This is a genomic window from Streptomyces tagetis, from assembly GCF_018069565.1.
Taxonomy (GTDB): domain Bacteria; phylum Actinomycetota; class Actinomycetes; order Streptomycetales; family Streptomycetaceae; genus Streptomyces; species Streptomyces tagetis.
The window spans coordinates 41,626-62,213 of record NZ_JAGPNL010000003.1 but is presented as its reverse complement, the minus strand read 5'-3'; the positions used below and the strand labels follow the sequence as shown (position 1 = coordinate 62,213).

The window sequence follows — 20,588 nt, the reverse complement described above, 5'->3', positions numbered from 1 at the left end:
GTCCGTGATTCCAACCACCCGACGGGGCCGGAGTGACCCGCGTGACGTCCGGGGTCTCCGCCTTCGGCCCCTTGCGTCCGCTTTCGCGCCGTCCGTTCAGGCGGCGGTGTCGTCGTCCTCCTCGTCGTCGCCCTCCGCCAGCACCGGCGAGGCGTGGTGCGACCAGAGCTTCCACCCGGCCGGGGTGCGGCGGAAGGTGTTGGTGGCGACCACGAGCTGCCCGACGAGGGGGCCGGGCGCCCCGCCGTCCGCCGGGGCGGGACCGCCGCTGAGGATGTTCTCCGTGCAGGTCACCAGGGCCGTGTCGCCGGTCAGGGAGACGTGCACGTCGGTCAGGAAGAACTGGATGTAGTCGGTGTTCGCCATGATCAGCGCGTACGACCGGAGCACCTCGCCGCGGCCGGTCAGCACCGGCCAGCCGGGGTGCACGCAGGAGATCACACCGGCGTCCGCCGGATCGTGGTACGTCTCGTCGATGCCCAGGTCGGACGGGCTGAGCCAGAGGTCCGAGACCCGGTCGAAGTCGCCCTGCTCCACGGCCTCGTAGAAGGCGGTGTTGGCGGCCTCGACCTGTTCGACGTCGAGGTGCGGCGCGCTCACCCGGAACCCTCCGGGCGCCGGCCCGGCGCACGCGCTCCTTCGACGGCGCGCGCGACCCGTACCGCGTCCGCCGTCGCGCGGACCTCGTGCACGCGCACCGCCCACGCCCCGGCCTCCGCCGCGAGCGCGGAGACGGCGGCGGTGGCCGCGTCGCGTTCGCGGGCGGGCGGGGGAGCGGCCCCGTCACCGGCGAGGACCCGGCCGAGGAACCGCTTGCGGGAGGCGGCGACGAGCAGCGGGTGGCCGAGGGTCAGCAACTCGTCCAGGTGGGCCAGCAGGATCAGATCGTGTTCGGAGTCCTTGGAGAAGCCGAGCCCCGGGTCGACGACGACGCGCTCGGGGGCCACGCCGCCCGCCACCACGGCGTCCACCCGGGCCCGCAGTTCGTCGACGACCTCGGCGACGACGTCCTCGTACGCGCCCCGGATCGCGTCGCCCGCCAGCAGGCCCCGCCAGTGCATGACGACGAAGGGGGCGCCGGCGCCGGCGACGACCGGGACCATCCGCGGGTCCGCGAGCCCGCCGCTGACGTCGTTGACCAGCACGGCGCCGGCCGCGAGGGCCTGCTCGGCGACGGAGGCGCGCATGGTGTCGACGGAGACCGTGGCGCCCTCGGCGACCAGTCCGCGCACGACGGGGACGACGCGCCGCAGCTCCTCGTCCTCGTCGACGCGGGTCGCGCCGGGGCGGGTGGACTCGCCGCCGACGTCGATCAGGTCGGCGCCCTGGGCGATCAGGTCGAGGCCGTGTTTGACGGCGTCGGTCGTGTCGAAGAATCGGCCGCCGTCGGAGAAGGAGTCGGGGGTCACGTTGACGACCCCCATCACCGCGCAGCGGTCCCATGCGGTCAGCCCCGCCAGGGGGAGGCGGCCGGTCTGCTTGCTCATATGTTCAGCGTATGCCCCGCCGGGTCCGGTTTCCGCGCGCGGTCCAGGCGGTGGGACGGCGGGGGCCGGTGCGCGGCGGGCGTCGCTCACGCCGCCCGGACCTCGTGGTGGTCCGCGACCGTGTGCGCGCAGGGGCGGCTCGGCGGCCTCCGGCGGCGCAGGAAGCGGGGCAGCGGCGGCGCGAGGCTGAGGAAGCCCTCGGCCTGGAGGGCGGCGATGCCGATGCGGGGCAGGTCGGCCGAGGCGCGGTAGACGACGAAGCGCGGCTCCCACCGGGGCCGGAACTTGGCGTTGAACCGGTACAGCGACTCGATCTGGAACCACCGGGAGAGGAAGACCAGCAGCCCCCGCCAGGCCCGCAGCACCGGACCGGCGCCGATCTTCTCGCCTCGGGCGAGGGCGGAGCGGAACATGGCGAAGTTCAGCGAGACCCGAGCGATGCCGAGCCGCGGCGCCGCCCGCAGCGCGGCCACGATCAGCAGCTCGTTCAGGCCCGGGTCGGCCGCCCGGTCCCGGCGCATCAGGTCCAGCGAGACCCCGTCCCGCCCCCAGGGCACGAAGTGCAGCACCGCCTTCAGGTCCCCGTACGCGTCCGCGTCCGCCCCGGCGCCCGCGCCCCCCGGCGACCGCCCCTGCCCGCCCGGCGGCCCGGTCTCGGCGAGGTGCGCCGTGGCGATGAGGCACTCCCCGTCGGCCGGGTCGCCGATGCGGCCCAGCGCCATGGAGAACCCGCGCTCGGTGTCGGTGCCGCGCCAGGCGTCGACGGCGTGGCGGACGCGGTCCAGCTCCGCCGCGCCGAGGTCGGCCACGCGCCGGACGCGGGTCTCGTACCCGGCGCGCTCGATGCGGTTGACCATCTGGCGCACATTGCGCATCGCCCGGCCCGACAGGGAGAAGCCGGCGACGTCCACGACCGCCTCGTCGCCCAGTTCGAGGGCGTCGAGGCCGGTCTCCCGGGTCCAGACCTCGCCGCCGGTCTCGGAGCAGCCCATCACCGCCGGGGTCCAGGAGTGGGCGCGGGCCACCTCCATGAAGCGTTCGATGGCGCCGGGCCACGCCTCCACGTCACCGATCGGGTCCCCGCTGGCCAGCATCACGCCGCTGACCACGCGGTAGGTGACGGCGGCCTTGCCGCTGGGCGAGAAGACGACGGCCTTGTCGCGGCGGAGGGCGAAGTGGCCGAGCGAGTCCCGGGCGCCGTGCCTCTCCAGCAGGGCGCGCAGCCGCGTCTCGTCCTCGCCGGTGAGGCGGGCGGCCGGGTGCTCGGGGCGGAAGGCCAGGTAGACGGTGGTGACGGCGGTGAGCAGGCCGAGGGCGCCGAGGGAGAAGGCGACCGTCCAGGAGGTGGCGCCGCCCCGGTAGCCGACCGGTCCCTCGACGCCGAACAGCCCGTACAGCACGTGCGTGAGCCGGTCGGCCAGGCCCGGGTCGCCGACCACCCGGTGCGGGTGGGCGCTGACGATGACGAGTCCGAGCAGCAGCGAACCGGTGCTCATCAGCAGGAAGTTGGCCAGCGCCCGCCAGCGGCTGCGCGGGTCGGGCAGGGCCGCGAACTGGCTCCGGTGGCGCAGCAGCGGCGCGAGCAGCGCGAGCGAGATCAGCGCTCCGGCCAGGGAGTGCCGGTAGCTCAACTGGGCGAGGGCGCCGACGGGCAGCAGCGCCACCGCGGCCCGCCAGGCCCGCCGCTTGCGGCGTTTGAGCCCGTGCGCGAGCAGCAGGAGCAGGACCCCGGCGCTGAGCGAGAGGGCCGCGGCGAACGGGCCGAAGGCGCCCGGCAGCACCTCCGCGAGGGCGTGCATCCGGCTCCGCCGGAACCCCGGGAAGACCCCGGCGGCGATGTCCAGCAGCCCGACCAGCGTGCTGGCCCGGCCGACGAGGAGGGGAACGGCCGCGGGGCGCGGACCGCGCAGCCACCGGCGTATGCCCGCCGGCTTCGGAACCCCACCCGACATTTCCTCATCTGTCCTGGCAGACATCGCACCGCAGTTTCCCCGAGAGACCGTGTCTCCGGGCCCTTACCGGGCGTCCGGCGACATTGTGCCCTCTAGGACGGTGCCGGGCGGAAAGAGGTTCATTCCCCCGTCCGGAAGCCGTGGACCACGGCGGCCGGAGAACGGACGAAGGCCCCCTCTCCGGCCGGTGAGGGGCGGGTGGGCGGCGCGGAGCGCGGGCGGGCGAGGGGCACATGGGGCTGACGAGTGACGCGGTACTGGTGTCGGTGGCCGGGTTGGGCGTGCTGCTCTTCGCGGGCACGGTGTGGGGCTGGCCGCGGCTGGCCGGGCCGGGGGCGGGGCCCGTCGCCGGGCGGATCGCGCTGCTCCTCGCCACGCAGGCCGTGGTCTTCGCCGCCGCGGGCCTCGCCGTCAACCGGGCCTTCGGCTTCTACGCGGGCTGGGCCGACCTCTTCGGCCGGGAGACCGAACAGGGCGTGGTCGTCGACCACTCGGCCGGCGGCCACGGCGACCACGGCGACCCCGGCGGTGGCCTGCGGGTGACCGGCACCCGGACGGTGCGCACGGGGCTGGGGCGGCCGGAGGACGGCGGGCGGATCGAGCGGATCGCCCTCGCCGGGCGCACCACCGGGCTGACCTCCCCGGCCTACGTGTACCTGCCGCCGGAGTACTTCCAGGAACGGCACCGTGCGCGGACCTTCCCCGTGGCCGTCGTCCTGACCGGTTATCCGGGGACCGCGGAGGCGCTGGTGGACCGGCTGCACTTCCCGCGCACGGCGCTGGAGCTGGCCCGGGAGGGCCGGATGGGGCCGATGGTCCTGGTGATGCTGAGGCCGACGGTCGCGCCGCCGAGGGACACCGAGTGCGTGGACGTGCCGGGCGGTCCGCGGGCCGAGTCGTTCTTCGCCGTGGACCTGCCGGAGGCGGTGCGCGCGCACTACCGGGTGAGCCGGACGCCGGGCGGCTGGGGCGTCGTCGGTGACTCGACCGGCGGGTACTGCGCGCTCAAACTCGCCCTGCACCACCCGGGGGTGTACTCGGCCGGCGCCGGACTCTCCGCGCATTACGACGCCCCGTCCGATCCCACGACCGGCGATCTCTTCCACGGTGACCGGAAACTGCGCGACCGGGCCGATCTGTGGTGGTGCCTCGGCCATCTGCCGCCGCGCCCGGGTACTTCACTGCTCGTCACCAGCAGCAAGTCCGGAGAGTCCTCCTACAAGGACACACTGGCCTTCGTGGAACGGGTCAAGGAGAAGAAGACGGCCCGCATCTCCTCGATCATCCTGGAAAGCGGCGGACACAACTTCCATACCTGGCGCCGGGAGATCCCGGCGACGCTCGTGTGGCTCGGTGAGCGGCTGGGGGAGGGGTGAGGGCCTGGGCCGCAAGATAAGGATCTTGGATTTGTCCACCTCCCGTCCCAGGCCGGAACGGCAGGTGGAACGGCAGGTGGAAGGGCAGGTGGGGCGGCATGCGGGACGGCATGCGGGACGGCGCGTGGGACGGTGGGGAGTACGGCGGGCGGAACGGTAAGCGGAACGGCAAAGGCGCGGACAAGCGGCCGGCGGGCGGACGGACAAACCCAGGGCGAACCGAGAGGAAAGTGGAATCCCGTTGTCGTGTGAACGCACGGAGATGGCCGGGATTTTACGACCCGGGGCGCCACGATTCGCCTACGCGCGGTAAGTTTCTGGCCATGCCACGTGGACGTCATCGCCATTCCCCGCCTCTGCACAGGCTGTTTCCCCCGTCGGCGATCGCAGGCGTCTCCGTCGTCTGCGCCCTCGGCCCCTGGGTGTTCGACGGATCGACGGCCCTCCGACTGCTGGCCGCGATCGCCGGGGTGACGGCCGTCACCGGGGCGGTCCTCATGCGCCACTGGGACGCGCAGGCGGGCAAGCGGGTCGCCGACCTCGTCCGCGAGCGGGCCGGCGACGAGTGGCGTTTCGAGGAGCGGCTCGCCGAACTGGAGTCCGACCTGGAGGAGTCGCGCGAGCTGCGCACCAAGCTGGAGCAGCGGCTGCGCGAAAAGCGCGCCGAACTGGCGGGCCTGCGCAACGAACACGCCTCCCTGCTCCGCCGCTACGCCACGGCCGAGACGGAGCGGGCCACCGCGCTGGAGGGCCGCCGCCTGTTGGAGATCGAGGCGGCTCCGACGGCCCCCGCGCTGCCCGCCGCCCGTCGTCCCGAGGACGCGGAGCCGGAGGCGGGCGAGGAGGCGGGCGCCGAGTCGGAGCCCGACTCGGGCACGGGCTCGGGTACGGAGTCGGGTACGGGCTCGGGTACGGAGCCGGGTGCGGAGTCGGGCTCGGGTGCGGCGGAGCCGGACGCGGGCACGGGTGCGGAGTCCGGTGGGGAGGCGTCGGGGGCGCCGGGGGCGCCGGGCGTGTTCTCCCCGGAGGGTTCGCGGCTGTTCCTGCGGGCGAAGGCGGCCCTGGCCCGGTTCGGTGACGGGGCGGACGCCGGGGCGGGGGCGGAAGCCGGGGCGGAGGCCGAGGCGGGCGCCGACGCCGATGCCGGGACGGGGGCCGATGCCGGGGCGGGTGCCGGCGCCGAGGCCGGGGCCGAGGCCGGGGCCGAGGAGGCCCAGCGCGGTGACGACGCCGCCGGCCGGGACGACGACGGTGGCGGTGACGACGGGAACGGCGGCGGCGAGAGCCTGCCCGTCGCCGGACCCGAGCGGGACGACACGGTCCGGGCGGAGTCCGAGGGCACCGACGGGCACGAGCGTGCCGCCGCGGTCCCGGGACGGCCCGAGGAACGGCCCGCGCCGGCCGCGCCGGAATCCGCGCGGCAGGCGATGCGGCCGGTGCGCGAGCCCAACGGGCACTTCACGGTGCCGACCGCGGTCGCCGTCGTACCGGCGACTCCCTCGCGGCGGCCCCGGGTCGAGGGCGGGTTCGACTTCTTCGGCACCAAGAACGAGGAGGACGGTGCCGAGCCGCCGCAGGCGCTGGAGTCCGTCCAGAACGAGGACCTGGCCGACGTGGTCGGTCAGGAGGCGCTCGCCCTGCACAAGTCCGAGGGGGAGTCCGCCTTCAAGCCGGCCGTCCCCGCATCCGCCGCCGTGGGCCAGGTCATCGACCTCACCGCCCACGACGAGACCGAGCACATCGACGTGGAACGGCTGCGCAGCGCGGTCTCCTGACCTTTCCCCGGCCGGCGGCGGGACGCGTGGGCGTCCTGTCGCCGGCCGATGCGTTCCGCGGGCGCGGGGCGTGTTTCGTGCCGTGGGGCGTTGGGTCGGCGTGTCCCCGGGCGTGTTTGGTGCCGTGGGGTGTCCGTCCGGCGTGTCGCCGGGCGTGTCCCCTTCCGTGCGGTGTCCGCCCGGTGTGTCCCCGGGCGTGTTTGGTGCCGTGGGGTGTCCGCGCGGTGTGTCCCCGGGCGTGTTCCCTTCCGTGCGGTGTCCGCCCGGCGTGTCCCCGGGCGTGTTTCGTGCCGTACGGCGTCCGCGCGGCGTGTCCCCGGGCGTGTCCCCGGGCGTTTCCCCTCCCGTACGGTGCCCGCCCGGCGTGTCGCCGGGTGGGGCGCCGGGTGGGCCGCCCGCGAGCGGCATGCCCCCGCGTCGCCCGGCGTCAGCCGGTGGCCGTCAGGCCATCCACCGGTCCGGGAGGGCGTCGCGGCGGCCGGTGCGGGAGCGTTCGGCCTGGGCGTGGAGCAGGCGGGCCGCCTCGTCGGCGTCGCGCAGCCGGGCCGAGACGGTGGTGTTCGCCCCGGTGTCGACGTGGACGTCCGCGAGCCGCAGCGCCCGCCGCCACGGCCCCTGCGTCAGCCGTACGCTCTGCACCTTGGCGTGCGGCACCAGCGAGAGGGTGCGCTTCAGCAGCCCGTGCCGGGCGGCGAACACCCCGCCCACGACGGCCAGTCCGTGCCCGCGCCACCACACCGGCAGCCGCCGGGCGGCCCGGCGCGGCGGGGGCGTCAGGTGGGCCGGCCCCGGCACGAACACCCCGGGCAGCACCCGGGCGACGACGGAGACGGCGATCTCGCGCGGGGCGACCGGCAGCAGCAGGGAGTTGGACGAGCCGGCCACGTCCAGTTCGACCCGTACCCAGCCGAGACGGCGCCACAGCAGCGGCTCGACGATCCGCACCGCCTGCACCCGGCCCGGCGGCACCGTCTCGTGGGCGCGGTCCAGCAGCCCGTGGTCGATGCGGAGCCCGTCCGGGGACTCGGCCAGCGTCCAGTCGTACTCCCCGACGAACCGGCCCACGCTGCTCGCCACCGCCGCGCCCAGCAGCGGCAGCGACGACGCGGCGACCGTCCACAGGTTGTCCGTGGCCCACCACAGCACCGTCGGGACGACGGTGGCGGCGATCAGCATGGCCCAGGTGGCGCCGGTCAGCAGCAGCGAGACGGCGAGGACCCGCGGCGGTACGCGCACCAGCTCCCGGGAGGGCGCCTCGCCGACCTCGTGGGCCTCCTGCGGCGCGAAGCCGGCGGCGAGGGCCAGCAGTTCGGCACGGAGCGCCCGCGCCTCACCGACGGCGAGGTAGGCCAGCTCGTCCCGGTCCTCGGTGCCGATGACGTCGAGTTTCAGCTTGGCGACCCCCAGCAGCCGGGCCAGCAGCGGCTGGGTGACGTCGATGGCCTGGACGCGGTCGAGCCGGATGTGCGCGGTGCGCCGGAACAGCAGCCCGGTACGGATGCGCAGCTCCGTCTCCGTCACCGCGAACCGGGTGACCCACCAGGTCAGGAAGCCGTACAGGGCGGCGGCCGGGAGGAAGACGGCGAGTCCGGCGACGAGTGTGGTGGTGGTCAGCCGGGTCACGTGGCGCTGGACCTGGTCGGGGTCGTGCACGGCCCAGCCGATGACCACGGCGACCGGTGCCCAGGCTCGCCGCAGCGGCGTGACGGGGTGCAGGCGCCGTTCGCGCACACCGGCGGGGGCGCTCTCCGGCCGGATCTCCTGGGACGCGGTCACAGCCCCGCCGACCGGGCCTCGCCCAGCTCGGTGAGCCGGTCGCGCAGGCGTTCCGCCTCGGCCGGATCGAGGCCGGGGATGGTCGCGTCGGACGCGGCGGCGGCCGTGTGCAACTGCACGCTGGCCAGCCCGAAGTGCCGCTCGACCGGCCCCGAGGTCACCTCGACGAGCTGCATCCGCCCGTACGGCACCACGGTCTCCTCGTGCCACAGCACCCCGCGGCAGATCAGCAGGTCGTCGGCGCGTTCGGCGTACCGCCAGGAGCGCCAGTTGCGCCCGAGCATCACCCAGCCCCAGACCAGCAGGGCGAGCGGCGGCAGTGCGCAGAGGGCCCAGACGGGCCCCGCGAACAGGGCGGGCACCACGCCCGAGGCCAGGGTGAACAGTCCCAGCCACACCACCAGCAACAGCCGCCGCATCCGCAGCAGCCCCGGCGGCAGCCCGGTCCACACCGGCTCACCCGCGACCGTGCGCGTGCCCGGCGTGTCCGGTGTGTCTGGTATGTCCGTCACCGGCGTGTTTACTTCCCGCGTGCCGGCGTCCGGCGTGTCGGCCGGTTCCGCCGTGCCCGCCTCGCGCGGGCTCCCCGTCTCCATGAGGCCAGCGTACGTAGGGGAGACTGGGGACATGACTCCCACGACGGAGACCACGGTCGGTATCGGCGGAGCCGCGGAGAGCACGGACATGGTGCTCAACATCGGTCCCCAGCACCCGTCCACGCACGGTGTGCTGAGGCTGCGGCTCGTCCTGGACGGCGAGCGGATCACCCGCGCGGAGCCGGTGATCGGCTACATGCACCGCGGCGCGGAGAAGCTCTTCGAGGCCCGTGACTACCGTCAGATCATCGTGCTGGCCAACCGGCACGACTGGCTCTCGGCGTTCTCCAACGAACTCGGCGTGGTCCTCGCCGTGGAGCGGATGCTCGGCATGGAGGTCCCCGAGCGGGCCGTGTGGACCCGCACGCTGCTCGCGGAGCTGAACAGGGTGCTCAACCACCTGATGTTCCTCGGCTCCTATCCGCTGGAGTTGGGCGGCATCACCCCGGTCTTCCACGCCTTCCGGGAGCGCGAGGTCCTGCAGAACGCCATGGAGGAGGTCTCCGGCGGGCGCATGCACTACATGTTCAACCGTGTCGGCGGCCTCAAGGAGGACCTTCCCGCCGGCTGGACCGTCCGCGCGCGGGAGGCCGTCCGCGCCGTGCGCTCGCGGATGGACGTCTTCGACGACCTGGTGCTCGGCAACGAGATCTTCCGGGGCCGCACCCGGGACGTCGGGGTCCTGAGCCCCGAGGCGGTGCACGCGTACGGGGTGAGCGGCCCCATCGCGCGCGCCTCGGGCGTCGACTTCGACCTGCGCCGCGACGAGCCGTACCTCGCCTACGGAGACCTCCAGGACACCCTGAAGGTCGTCACGCGGCGGGAGGGCGACTGCCTGGCCCGTTTCGAATGCCTGCTGGAGCAGACCCACAACGCCCTCGACCTCGCCGACGCCTGCCTGGACCGGCTGGCCGGGCTGCCGCCGGGGCCGGTCAACCAGCGGCTCCCCAAGGTGCTGAAGGCACCCGAGGGACACACGTACGCCTGGACCGAGAACCCGCTCGGCATCAACGGCTACTACCTGGTCAGCAAGGGCGAGAAGACCCCGTACCGGCTGAAGCTGCGCTCGGCCTCGTACAACAACATCCAGGCGCTGACGGAGCTGCTGCCCGGGACGCTGGTCTCGGACATGGTGGCGATCCTCGGGTCACTGTTCTTCGTGGTCGGCGACATCGACAAGTAGCGGCGCCACCCCGCCGGGCAGGTCCACCGGCCGGCACAGCCAGGTGAAGCCGCCCAGCCCGCCCGGCGCGGTCAGCTCGGTGGCCTCGGAGGCGGTGGCGAGGGCGCGTACGTACCCGGCCGGATCGGTCGTGGCCAGGGCGAGCGGCGGGCGGGTTCCCGTGACGCCGAGGGCACGCAGGGCCTCCCGCTGGGGGAGCGTCCGCGCGCCGGACCGCACCCCTTCCGCCGCGCACGCGTCCAGGGCGACGTGGGACGTGAGGTCGCACGAACCGTCGGGGACCGGCGCCGTCTCACGACCCGCCCGGAAGCCGGTGAGCGTGCCGTGGGGCGGGCGCGTGTCGGCCGTGTGCGCGTAATCGGCGGCCACGGCGAGTCCCCGCTCCAGCGTCCTGACGGCGGCGGCCCAGGCGGTGTCCCGGGGCCGGCCGATCTCGGCCCGCAGCCCCTCCTCGCCGGGCAGCGGCCACCAGCGCTCCAGCCAGTCGGCGTCGGACCCGGTCACCGGCGTGCCCAGCCGCTCACGGCCGTCCTCGCGGACCAGGACGCGCCGGACGGCTCCCCCGGCGTCGACCTCCGCGACGTCCACGGGGACGTTGTCCAGCCACTCGTTGGCGAACAGGAGCCCCGTGACGCCGTGGGGCGGTTCGGGCCGCCACGCGATCCCGGGGGCGAGTGCGGCGGGCCGGGCGGCGATCTCGACGGCGTGGGCGCGGGTGCGGGCGGCCACCTCGGCGGGCAGCGCGGCCAGTACCCCGGTCACCAGTTCGCCGCGTCCGGCGCCGAGGTCCACGAAGTCGAGGGCGGCGGGCCGCCCCAGCGCCGCGTCGACCCGGCACAGCAGCCGGGCCACGGCACCGGCGAAGAGCGGGGAGGCGTGCACGGACGTACGGAAGTGGCCGGCCGGGCCCTCGGGCCGCCGGTAGAAGCCGCGCGGACCGTAGAGGGCCGCCTCGGTGGCCTCCCGCCAGCCCCGCCACTCACCGGAGCCTCCGTGGGGGCCGTCGGCGGCACGAGTCACGCCGACCGCATCGGCCTTCTTGGCCCTGTCGCGCCCACTGACCGCAGGAGCCCCGCTGGCCCCAAGACCCCCGCTGGCTCCAGCAGCCCTGGCAGCCCCACTGGCCCTGGCAGCCCCACTGGCCTTAGCAGCCCCGTGAGTCACCCCCACCTCGCCGTCCCCACCGGCCTCATCAGCCCCGCCGGCCTCCGCCGTTGCCGCTCTCACGGCTCCCAGGCTAGTGCGGCAAGCGGAACTGCCGGGGCGGCAAGCGGAACGTCCATGGGCACAGGAGAGCGGGGCCTCCACCTTGGGGAGTAGGCGCGGGGGGTGCGGATCGGCCCTCCGGTTGACCCCCGGGCCGGTCCCGCCTGCCTACGCTGGGTTACGTGCAGCGCCTCTACGATTTCCTCCGCAGACACCCGACCGGGGTCGACTGTTTCTGGGCACTCGTCCTGTTCGGTCTCGCCGTGGTGAGCGCGGGGCCGAGTCCGGAGGCTCCCGGGACGTCCACGCTGGCGCTGACCGTCCCCGTCTCCGCGCTGCTCTGCCTGGTCATCGCGTTGCGCCGGCGCATGCCGGAGAAGATGCTGCTGCTGGGCGCCGTCCTCGGACTGGCCCAGCTCGTGCTGGACGTTCCCACGATGCCCGCCGACTTCGCCCTCCTGGTGATCGTCTACACCGTGGCCGCGACCGGCGCCCGCTGGTACTCGCGGGCCGCGCTCACCATGGGCCTGTGCGCCGCGCCCGTGGCGCAGATGCGCTGGCCCAGCGAGCACACCGGGATCGCGGGCAACGTCGCCATCACCGTGTTCCAGACGGTGCCCTTCGCCCTGGCCTGGGTGCTCGGCGACTCCATACGCACCCGCCGCGCCTACTTCGCGCAACTGGAGGAGCGCGCCGCCCGGCTGGAGAAGGAGCGCGAGGCGCAGGCCAAGGTCGCGGTCGCCGCCGAACGGGCCCGTATCGCGCGCGAACTGCACGACGTCGTCGCGCACAACGTCTCCGTGATGGTGGTCCAGGCCGACGGCGCCGCCTACGTCTTCGACGCCGCCCCCGACCAGGCCCGCAAGGCACTGGAGACGATCTCCTCCACCGGCCGCCAGGCGCTCGCGGAGATGCGCCGCCTGCTCGGCGTGCTGCGCACCGGTGAGCACCAGGAGGCGGGCGAGTACGTCCCGCAGCCCGACGTCGGGCAGATCGAGGACCTCGTCGAGCAGTGCCGCACCTCGGGCCTGCCGGTCGACTTCAAGATCGAGGGGACCCCCCGTGAACTGCCCAGCGGCGTCGAGCTGACCGCCTACCGCATCGTGCAGGAGGCGCTGACCAACACCCGCAAGCACGGCGGCCCCCACGCGGGCGCGAGCGTGCGCCTCGTCTACTTCGACGACGGGCTCGGCCTGCTCGTCGAGGACGACGGCCAGGGAGCCCCGCACGAGCTGTACGAGGAGGGCGGTCTCGACGGCCAGGGCCACGGACTGATCGGCATGCGGGAGCGGATCGGCATGGTCGGCGGCACCCTGGACGCGGGCCCGCGCCCCGGCGGCGGCTTCCGGGTCAGCGCCCTGCTGCCGCTGAAACCGGCACACTGAACCGGACGCTCCGGCCCGACCGCTCTGCTGCCCGACCGCTCTGCCGCTCCACCGCTCCGCTGCCCCACCGCTCCGCTGCCCCACCGCCTCGCGCCCGCCACCCCGCCGCCCCCCACCGTCCCGCAGAAGGAAGAGACCCGATGACGATCCGCGTCATGCTCGTCGACGACCAGGTGCTCCTGCGCACCGGGTTCCGCATGGTGCTCGCCGCGCAGCCGGACATGGAGGTGGTCGCGGAGGCGGGCGACGGCGCCGAAGCCCTCCAGGTGCTGCGCTCCACCGCCGTCGACGTGGTCCTGATGGACGTCCGCATGCCCCGGCTCGACGGGGTGGAGGCCACCGGCCGGATCTGCGCCGACCCCGACGCGCCCAAGGTGCTGATCCTGACCACGTTCGACCTCGACGAGTACGCCTTCTCCGCGCTGAAGGCCGGTGCCTCCGGCTTCATGCTCAAGGACGTGCCGCCCGGCGAACTCCTCGCCGCCATCCGCGCCGTGCACAGCGGCGACGCGGTGGTCGCCCCCTCCACCACCCGCCGGCTGCTGGACCGTTTCGCGCCGATGCTGCCGGCCGCCGGCGGGCGTCCGCGCCCCGCCGAGCTGGACCGGCTCACCGAACGCGAGCGCGAGGTGATGGTGCTGGTGGCGCAGGGCCTGTCCAACGGCGAGATCGCGGCCCGGCTCGTCCTGTCGGAGGCGACCGTGAAGACGCACGTCGGCCGCATCCTCACCAAGCTCGGCCTGCGCGACCGCGTGCAGGTGGTGGTCCTCGCCTACGAGACCGGGCTCGTGCGGGCGGGCGGACACGGCTGACCGGCCCCGCGCGGCGGGCCCCCTCGGTAGGGTCATGTCCATGCTCCTGTGGATCAACGGCCCCTTCGGGGGCGGCAAGACACAGACCGCACACGAGATCCGTCGCCGCCTTCCCGGCAGCGTGATCTGCGACCCCGAGCACACCGGCTTCGGCCTGCGCCGCACCCTGCCGCCCGCGCTGCGCGGGGACTTCCGGGAACTGGTCTCCTGGCGGCAGGGCGTCGTGGAGGTCCTCGACCTCGCCCTGACCCGGCACGAGGGCGTGGTGATCGTGCCCATGACGGTCACCGACCCGGTCCAGTTCGCCGAGACCGTCGGCCGGCTGCGCGAACTCGGCCACGACGTACGGCACTTCACCCTCCTCGCCGAACGGGAGACGGTGCTGCGGCGGCTGCGCGAGCGCGTCCTCGGCCGGGTCCTCGCCCGCGCCACGGGACGCAGGGCGCCCGCGCGGCGGGAGACCTGGGCGGTGACGCAGCTCGACCACTGTCTGGAGCGGCTGCGCGAGGCGGAGTTCGCCGAGCACCTGTGGACGGACCACACCACCGTCCCGAAGACCGCCGACCGGATCGCCGTCCTGGCGGGACTCACCCTGGACCCCAACACCGAGGGACGGGTGCGGACCCGGCTGCGGCAGACGGCCGTCGGCCTGCGCCACATCCGCCTCGACTGACCGCGCGCCGCGGGCGCCCGGCCCGGTCACCGGAGGATGCCCTCCAGGAAGTCGCTGCCGAGCCGGGCCACCACGGTGACGTCCAGTTGGTGCAGGACGTACCGGCCGCGGCGGCGGGTGGTGAGCAGGCCCGCCTTCTTCAGCACGCCCAGGTGCCGGGATATCTCCGGCGCCGTCATGCCGTGCACCTGCGCCAGCTCGCCCGTGGTGTACGCGCTGCGCGCCAGGTGGCGGCAGATCCGCATCCGCACCGGGTGGGACAGCGCGGTCATCCGCAGGGTGAGCTGCTCGACGCTGGGCGGCGCGTCGGGCTCGGGGGAGCCGGCCGGGTAGTGCAGCACCGGCTGCCAGCCGTGGCGGTGCAGGACCAGCAGGTGCGGGCGGCCGAGGCTGGTGGGGACCAGCAGGAGACCGCCGTCGCCCGTCGAGGAGCGGCCCTCGCCCAGCTTGTCGACGACGATCTGCCCGGCGGCCTCGTCCAGCGCCACCGCCGACGACACCGCGGCCAGCGCCTCCGCCAGGCCCTTGCGGCGCAGCAGCTCGGTCTTGTGGCGGGCGTCCGCCGCGAGCTGGTGGCTCACCCGGGCCCAGATCTGCGCGAAGAACGCCTCGTCGCAGTCGAGCGCGAACCTGCGCAGCCACTCCCTGATCCGCGGCGGGTCGGCCAGCAGCCGTTCGCCGAAGCGGAGCTGGCGCGGTCCGCGCGCGGCGGCCAGGTCCAGCGCGCGGCGGCGCACCGCGGCGTCCGCGAGCGCGGAGGCCCCGCCGGTGCTGTACGGCAGGGCGCAGGTGAACTCCAGGGCCGCGTTGACGAACTGCTCGTCGGAGAGCCTGTCGAGCAGGTCCAGTTCCTCGGCGAGCCCGGCGCCGGGGAGCGTGTCCCGGCCGGGGAGCCCGGCATACGGCATGAAGAGGTCCGAGAAGGTGGTCCGCCACAGGAAGTCGGCCTCGCACATCCGGTCGGCGAGGTGCGGGTCGAGCCGGGCCGTCACCCCGGTCGCCCAGCCCTGGAGGTCCGGATGGTGACCCGGCTCGGAGAGCGCGTGCAGGGCCATGCCCAGCTCGGCCAGGGGCGAGGGCACGACGGCGATCCTCTCCGGCCGCAGCCCCGTGATGTCGATGCGCACGCTCATGACCTCATGGTGCACCCCGCCACCGACAGCGCCGCCGCCGATTGACGCGGGCCGTCAATCGGCAGCGGCGCCGACGCCCGCGCCCGATGCCCGCGCCCGATGCCCGCGCCCGGCCCCTCCCGCCCCCTGCCCAGCCACGGCCGCGCGGCCTCATCCGCTCATCCGCTCATCTGCTCACCCGCCCCGCGAAGTCGACGGCCGCCGCCCGGACCTCCTCCGGCGTCCACTCCAGCCCCGGGGCGTCGACCGTGACCTCGGTGACGGCCAGACCGGGTCCGGCCGCGTCCCAGGGGCGGGGGAAGAGCAGGGTGCCGGTCTCCTCGGCCTGCCGGAGGGCCGCCTCGGCCGCCGCGTCGGGGTCGCAGGGCAGCCAGACCTGGAACTGGTGGGTGTGCGGCACCTCGGGGTGGACCCGGGCCCAGGGCAGCCCGGCCGCCGCGAACCCCTCGCGCAGCCCGGCGGCCACCACGCGCGCGTGGGCCACGTACGCGGGCAGCCGGGGCAGCTCCCGCTCCAGCCCGGCCAGCGCCGCGAGCGCGGTCGGGAACTGCTGGAAGACGGTGCCGCCGTACCGGTGCCGCCAGGCCCTGGCCTCCTCGACCAGGGTGCGCGGGCCGGCCAGGGCGGCGCCGCCGAAGCCCCGGAGGGACTTGTAGAAGGACACGTACACGCTGTCCGCGAGGCCCGCGATCTCGTCCAGGGGACGGCCGAGGCGGACGGTGCTCTCCCACAGCCGGGCCCCGTCGAAGTGGACCACCGCCTCGCGCTCCCGGGCGGCGTCGACCAGTTCGGTCAGCTCCTGCCAGGTGGGCAGGAGGTACCCGGCGTCGCGCAGCGGCAGCTCCAGCATCAGGGTGCCGAAGGGCTCGTCCAGTTCGCGGACCTCGGCGGCGGTGGGCTGCCGCGACGCGCGCGTGACCCGTACCGGGCGCAAGCCGCTGACCTGGCCGAAGGCGTGCCGCTCGTGCACCTCGGGGTGGCTCAGGGCGTGCAGGGCGACGGCCGGGCTGCCGGTACGGCCCGCCCAGCAGCGCAGCGCCACCTGCTGGGCCATGGTGCCGGTCGGGAAGAAGACGGCGGCCTCGTGGCCGAGGAGAGCGGCGGTCCTCTCCTCCAGCGCCTCGACCACGCCGTCGCCGTACAGGTCGGCGTGGGCGTCGAGGTCGTAGAGGTCCTCGGCACCGTCCAGCACGGCGAGGCGTTCGCGCAGCGTCGCGCCGAAGACACGCCGGGCCAGCACCCGCCGCGCGCCCCGGTGCGCGGCGACACGCCGTTCGCCGAGCCCGCGGGACCGTTCCGCCTCGGTCGGTGCGCCGGCATCCGTGTCCCGCCGGCCGTCCTGTTCCGCTTCCGCCGTATCGCTCATGCGGTCGATCATCCCGCGCGCGGGAGCCCGGCGGAACGGGTTTCCCCTGGACGGTCCGCCCGGGTGACCGCCCCCGGCCGGCCCCCGGTCCGCTCCCGGTCCGCCCCCGGTGGTTCGCCGGCCGGCGTGGGGTAACCCACAGCCTGTGGACGACCGGACGCACCCGGAACCGATCGCGTTAACATGACGAGAAATCGTCCGGTACCCCGAGCGGACTGGAACGGGAAGGCCCCCGTCGCGTGAACACAACCCCTCAGCCCGACCCCAAGGACCGCCCCGCGCGGCTCACCGTAGGCGTCGTCGGCGCCGGCCGCGTGGGCCCCGCCCTGGCCGCGTCCCTGCGTCTCGCGGGCCACCGCCCGGTGGCCGTCTCCGGGGTCTCCGACGCCTCCAGACGGCGTGCCGCCGAACTGCTGCCCGGCGTGCCGCTCATGCCGCCCGCCGAGGTGCTGCGCCACGCCGAACTGGTCCTGCTGACCGTCCCCGACGACGCCCTCCCGACCCTGGTGGCGGGCCTCGCCGAGACCGGCGCGGTCCGCCCCGGCCAGCTCCTCGTGCACACCTCCGGCCGGTACGGGGCACGGGTCCTGGACCCCGCCCTGCGGGCCGGGGCGCTGCCGCTGGCGCTGCACCCGGCGATGACGTTCACCGGCACCGCCGTGGACGTCCAGCGGCTGGCCGGCTGCTCCTTCGGCGTCACCGCCCCCGAGGAACTGCGGCTGGCCGCCGAGGCCCTGGTGATCGAGATGGGCGGCGAACCCGAGTGGATCGCCGAGGAGAAGCGCCCGCTCTACCACGCGGCGCTCGCCCTCGGCGCCAACCACCTGGTCACCCTCGTCGCCCAGTCCATGGACCTGCTGCGCACCGCCGGTGTCGACGCCCCCGACCGGATGCTCGGCCCGCTGCTCGGCGCCGCCCTGGACAACGCCCTGCGCTCCGGCGACGCCGCCCTGACCGGGCCCGTCGCGCGCGGGGACGCGGGCACCGTCGCCGCGCACGTCGAGGAGTTGCGCACGCACGCGCCCGGGGCCGTCGCCGGGTACCTGGCGATGGCCCGCGCGACCGCCGACCGGGCGCTGGCCCAGGGGCTGCTCCGGCCCGAACTCGCCGAGGACCTGCTCGGCGTACTCGCCCACGGCACCGAGGGAGACCCCCGATGACCGCCACGCTGCTGCGCACCGCCGGGGAGCTGCACGCGCGCGTGCGGCACGGCCGCCGGGCGGTCGTGATGACGATGGGCGCCCTGCACGAGGGTCACGCCACGCTGATCCGCCGGGCCCGCGCGCTCGTCCCGGACGGCGAGGTGGTCGTCACGGTCTTCGTCAACCCGCTCCAGTTCGGCGAGGGCGAGGACCTCGACCGCTACCCGCGCACCCTCGACGCCGACCTGGAGGTCGCCGGACGCGCGGGCGCGGACGTCGTCTTCGCTCCCGCCGCCGAGGAGGTCTACCCGGGCGGCGCCCCGCAGGTCCGGATCAGCGCCGGCCCCATGGGCACCGTCCTGGAGGGCGCCTCGCGCCCCGGCCACTTCGACGGCATGCTCACCGTCGTCGCCAAACTGCTCCACCTCACCCGCCCGGACCTGGCGCTGTACGGGCAGAAGGACGCCCAGCAGCTCGCCCTGATCCGCCGCATGGCGCGCGATCTGAACTTCGGCGTGGAGATCGTCGGCGTGTCGACGGTGCGCGAGGAGGACGGCCTCGCCCTCTCCAGCCGCAACCGCTACCTCTCGCCCCGCGAGCGCCGTACCGCGCTCGCGCTCTCCCAGGCGCTCTTCGCGGGCCAGGACCGGCACGCCGCCCAGGAGGCGCTGCGCGCGCGGGCCCGCGAGGTGCCCGCCACGCACGCGCGTGCCGAGGCCCTGAGCGCGCTCGGCGAGTCCCGCGCCGCGGCCGACGCGCACGCCGTCTCCCTCGCCGCCCCCGGCAGCCCGGCGGCCGTCCGCGCCGCCGCCCGGCTCGTCCTGGACGACGCGGCCCGCCTCGACCCGCCGCTGGAACTCGACTACCTCGCGCTGGTCGACCCGTCCGACTTCTCGGAGGTCGGCGACGACCACACCGGGGAGGCCGTCCTCGCCGTCGCCGCACGGGTCGGGGCGACCCGGCTGATCGACAACGTCCCCCTCACCTTCGGAGCCGCCTCGTGACCAGCACGGGCATACGCCTGCACGCCCCCGCGCCCGGCTGGGCCGTCGAGGCGGACGTGGTCGTCGTCGGCTCCGGCGTCGCCGGGCTCACCGCCGCGCTGCGCTGCCAGGCAGCCGGTCTGGAGACGGTCGTCGTCACCAAGGCCCGCCTGGACGACGGCTCCACCCGCTGGGCGCAGGGCGGCATCGCCGCGGCCCTCGGCGAGGGCGACACGCCGGCCCAGCACCTGGACGACACGCTGGTCGCCGGGGCGGGCCTGTGCGACGAGGACGCGGTCCGCCTCCTGGTCACCGAGGGCCCCGGCGCCGTACGCCGGCTCATCGAGACCGGCGCGCACTTCGACGCGTCCGAGGAGGGCGCCCTGCACCTCACCCGCGAGGGCGGCCACCACCGCCGCCGCATCGCCCACGCGGGCGGCGACGCCACGGGGGCGGAGATCTCCCGCGCCCTGGTCGAGGCGGTCCGCGCGCGGGGGCTGCGCACCGTGGAGAACGCCCTCGTCCTGGACCTCCTCACCGACGCCGACGGCCGGGCCGCGGGCGTCACCCTGCACGTCATGGGGGAGGGCCGGCACGACGGCGTCGGCGCGGTGCGCGCCCCCGCGGTGGTGCTCGCCACCGGCGGCATGGGCCAGGTCTTCTCCGCGACGACCAACCCGTCCGTCTCCACCGGCGACGGCGTCGCCCTGGCGCTGCGGGCCGGCGCCGAGGTCAGCGACCTGGAGTTCGTCCAGTTCCACCCCACCGTGCTCTTCCTCGGCCCGGACGCCGAGGGCCAGCAGCCGCTGGTGTCGGAGGCGGTGCGCGGGGAGGGCGCCCACCTGGTGGACGCCGACGGCACCCGCTTCATGCTGGGCCGGCACGAACTCGCCGAACTGGCCCCCCGGGACATCGTCGCCAAGGGCATCATGCGCCGGATGCGGGAGCGCGGCACCGAGCACATGTACCTGGACGCCCGGCACTTCGGCGCGCAGATGTGGGAGCGCCGCTTCCCGACGATCCTCGCGGCGTGCCGCTCCCACGGCATCGACCCGGTCACCGAGTACGTCCCGGTCGCCCCGGCCGCCCACTACGCCTCCGGCGGCGTCCGTACCGACTCCCGTGGCCGCACCACCGTCCCGGGGCTGTACGCGTGCGGCGAGGTCGCCTGCACCGGCGTGCACGGCGCCAACCGGCTGGCCTCCAACTCGCTGCTGGAGGGGCTGGTCTACGCCGAGCGCATCGCCGCCGACATCGCCGCCCGGTGGGAGTCGGGCGCCGCCCGCGCGCGCGTGCCCGCCCCCGTCCCGCACCCGGAGCGGCCCGCGAGCCCCCTGCTCGCCCCCGAGGCCCGCCTCGCCATCCAGCGGATCATGACCGAGGGCGCCGGTGTGCTGCGCTCCGCCGCCTCCCTCGGCCGGGCCGCCACCCGGCTCGACGGGCTGGAGTCCGAGGCCCGGGAGTCCCTGGAGCGCAACGGCAAGACCGCCGAGCCCGGCGTCGACACCTGGGAGACCACGAACCTCCTGTGCGTGGCCCGCGTCCTGGTCGCCGCGGCGGCGCTGCGCCAGGAGACGCGCGGCTGCCACTGGCGCGAGGACCGCCCGGACCGCGACGACACCGGCTGGCGCCGCCACGTCGTGGTCCGCCTGAACCCGGACCGCACCCTCGCCGTGCACCCCACCGAGACCGCAGACTTTCCCCCGACCCAGCCGACGCAGCCTTCCCAGGAGCAGTGACAGC

Annotated in this window: 17 protein-coding genes; 9 read left to right on the top strand and 8 right to left on the bottom strand. The window is 75.3% G+C overall.

Annotation, left to right across the window (positions count from 1 at the left end; genetic code table 11):
- Nucleotides 1-96: 96 nt before the first annotated feature.
- The 3 genes from J5Y05_RS12350 to J5Y05_RS12340 form a co-directional block, all read right to left on the bottom strand.
- On the bottom strand, nucleotides 97-600 hold the full coding sequence (locus tag J5Y05_RS12350; protein WP_210871587.1) for a nuclear transport factor 2 family protein: 504 nt from the start codon (nucleotides 598-600) through the stop codon (nucleotides 97-99).
- Complete coding sequence (gene folP, locus J5Y05_RS12345) at nucleotides 597-1,487, bottom strand: dihydropteroate synthase (RefSeq protein WP_210871585.1); 891 nt, start codon at nucleotides 1,485-1,487, stop codon at nucleotides 597-599. The genes J5Y05_RS12350 and folP overlap by 4 nt, the downstream gene beginning before the upstream one ends.
- An 86-nt stretch (nucleotides 1,488-1,573) precedes the next feature.
- Complete coding sequence (locus J5Y05_RS12340) at nucleotides 1,574-3,439, bottom strand: phosphatidylglycerol lysyltransferase domain-containing protein (RefSeq protein ID WP_210871583.1); 1,866 nt, start codon at nucleotides 3,437-3,439, stop codon at nucleotides 1,574-1,576.
- 233 nt (nucleotides 3,440-3,672) lie between these two features.
- Between J5Y05_RS12340 and J5Y05_RS12335 the strand changes: the two genes are divergently transcribed.
- On the top strand, nucleotides 3,673-4,815 hold the full coding sequence (locus tag J5Y05_RS12335) for an alpha/beta hydrolase (protein WP_210871581.1): 1,143 nt from the start codon (nucleotides 3,673-3,675) through the stop codon (nucleotides 4,813-4,815).
- A 323-nt stretch (nucleotides 4,816-5,138) separates the two neighbouring features.
- Nucleotides 5,139-6,590 (top strand): coiled-coil domain-containing protein, encoded by a 1,452-nt coding sequence (locus J5Y05_RS12330; protein ID WP_210871579.1) that lies wholly within the window; start codon nucleotides 5,139-5,141, stop codon nucleotides 6,588-6,590.
- Nucleotides 6,591-7,031: 441 nt separating this feature from the next.
- Here J5Y05_RS12330 and J5Y05_RS12325 read toward each other — a convergent pair whose 3' ends face one another.
- Both J5Y05_RS12325 and J5Y05_RS12320 read right to left on the bottom strand, forming a co-directional pair.
- Nucleotides 7,032-8,366: a PH domain-containing protein gene (locus J5Y05_RS12325; protein WP_210871577.1), complete on the bottom strand. Its 1,335-nt coding sequence runs from the start codon at nucleotides 8,364-8,366 to the stop codon at nucleotides 7,032-7,034.
- On the bottom strand, nucleotides 8,363-8,962 hold the full coding sequence (locus J5Y05_RS12320) for a PH domain-containing protein (protein WP_210871575.1): 600 nt from the start codon (nucleotides 8,960-8,962) through the stop codon (nucleotides 8,363-8,365). Before J5Y05_RS12320 ends, J5Y05_RS12325 begins: the two co-directional genes overlap by 4 nt.
- Nucleotides 8,963-8,993: 31 nt before the next feature.
- Here J5Y05_RS12320 and J5Y05_RS12315 point away from each other — a divergent pair, with 31 nt between their 5' ends.
- Entirely contained in the window at nucleotides 8,994-10,145 is a 1,152-nt protein-coding gene (locus tag J5Y05_RS12315) for an NADH-quinone oxidoreductase subunit D (protein WP_210871573.1), read from the top strand.
- Here J5Y05_RS12315 and J5Y05_RS12310 read toward each other — a convergent pair.
- Nucleotides 10,110-11,165: an SAM-dependent methyltransferase gene (locus J5Y05_RS12310; protein WP_210871570.1), complete on the bottom strand. Its 1,056-nt coding sequence runs from the start codon at nucleotides 11,163-11,165 to the stop codon at nucleotides 10,110-10,112. The two genes, J5Y05_RS12315 and J5Y05_RS12310, sit on opposite strands and share 36 nt — an antisense overlap.
- 368 nt (nucleotides 11,166-11,533) lie before the next feature.
- Here J5Y05_RS12310 and J5Y05_RS12305 point away from each other — a divergent pair, with 368 nt between their 5' ends.
- The 3 genes from J5Y05_RS12305 to J5Y05_RS12295 all read left to right on the top strand — a co-directional run bounded on the left by J5Y05_RS12305 (nucleotide 11,534) and on the right by J5Y05_RS12295 (nucleotide 14,221).
- On the top strand, nucleotides 11,534-12,736 hold the full coding sequence (locus J5Y05_RS12305) for a sensor histidine kinase (RefSeq protein WP_210871568.1): 1,203 nt from the start codon (nucleotides 11,534-11,536) through the stop codon (nucleotides 12,734-12,736).
- 140 nt (nucleotides 12,737-12,876) lie between these two features.
- The gene (locus J5Y05_RS12300; RefSeq protein ID WP_030421945.1) at nucleotides 12,877-13,548 is read left to right on the top strand and encodes a response regulator; all 672 of its coding nucleotides are present in this window, start codon (nucleotides 12,877-12,879) and stop codon (nucleotides 13,546-13,548) included.
- Nucleotides 13,549-13,588: 40 nt separating this feature from the next.
- Nucleotides 13,589-14,221, top strand: a complete 633-nt coding sequence (locus J5Y05_RS12295) for an AAA family ATPase (RefSeq protein WP_210872713.1) — start codon at nucleotides 13,589-13,591, stop codon at nucleotides 14,219-14,221.
- A 26-nt stretch (nucleotides 14,222-14,247) separates the two neighbouring features.
- Here J5Y05_RS12295 and J5Y05_RS12290 read toward each other — a convergent pair whose 3' ends face one another.
- Together J5Y05_RS12290 and J5Y05_RS12285 are read right to left on the bottom strand one after the other, a co-directional pair.
- Entirely contained in the window at nucleotides 14,248-15,354 is a 1,107-nt protein-coding gene (locus J5Y05_RS12290; protein ID WP_210871566.1) for a DUF5937 family protein, read from the bottom strand.
- Nucleotides 15,355-15,520: 166 nt separating this feature from the next.
- Complete coding sequence (locus J5Y05_RS12285) at nucleotides 15,521-16,720, bottom strand: threonine aldolase family protein (RefSeq protein ID WP_210871564.1); 1,200 nt, start codon at nucleotides 16,718-16,720, stop codon at nucleotides 15,521-15,523.
- A gap of 239 nt (nucleotides 16,721-16,959) precedes the next feature.
- On the opposite strand from J5Y05_RS12285, the gene J5Y05_RS12280 reads away from it, so the two are divergent.
- The 3 genes from J5Y05_RS12280 to J5Y05_RS12270 are packed head-to-tail and all read left to right on the top strand — an operon-like array spanning nucleotide 16,960 to nucleotide 20,584.
- The gene (locus J5Y05_RS12280) at nucleotides 16,960-17,880 is read left to right on the top strand and encodes a Rossmann-like and DUF2520 domain-containing protein (protein ID WP_210871562.1); all 921 of its coding nucleotides are present in this window, start codon (nucleotides 16,960-16,962) and stop codon (nucleotides 17,878-17,880) included.
- A complete protein-coding gene (gene panC, locus J5Y05_RS12275; RefSeq protein WP_210871560.1) occupies nucleotides 17,877-18,866 on the top strand; it encodes a pantoate--beta-alanine ligase in 990 nt (329 codons plus the stop codon). The genes J5Y05_RS12280 and panC overlap by 4 nt, the downstream gene beginning before the upstream one ends.
- A complete protein-coding gene (locus tag J5Y05_RS12270) occupies nucleotides 18,863-20,584 on the top strand; it encodes an L-aspartate oxidase (RefSeq protein WP_210871558.1) in 1,722 nt (573 codons plus the stop codon). Before panC ends, J5Y05_RS12270 begins: the two co-directional genes overlap by 4 nt.
- Nucleotides 20,585-20,588: the final 4 nt, after the last annotated feature.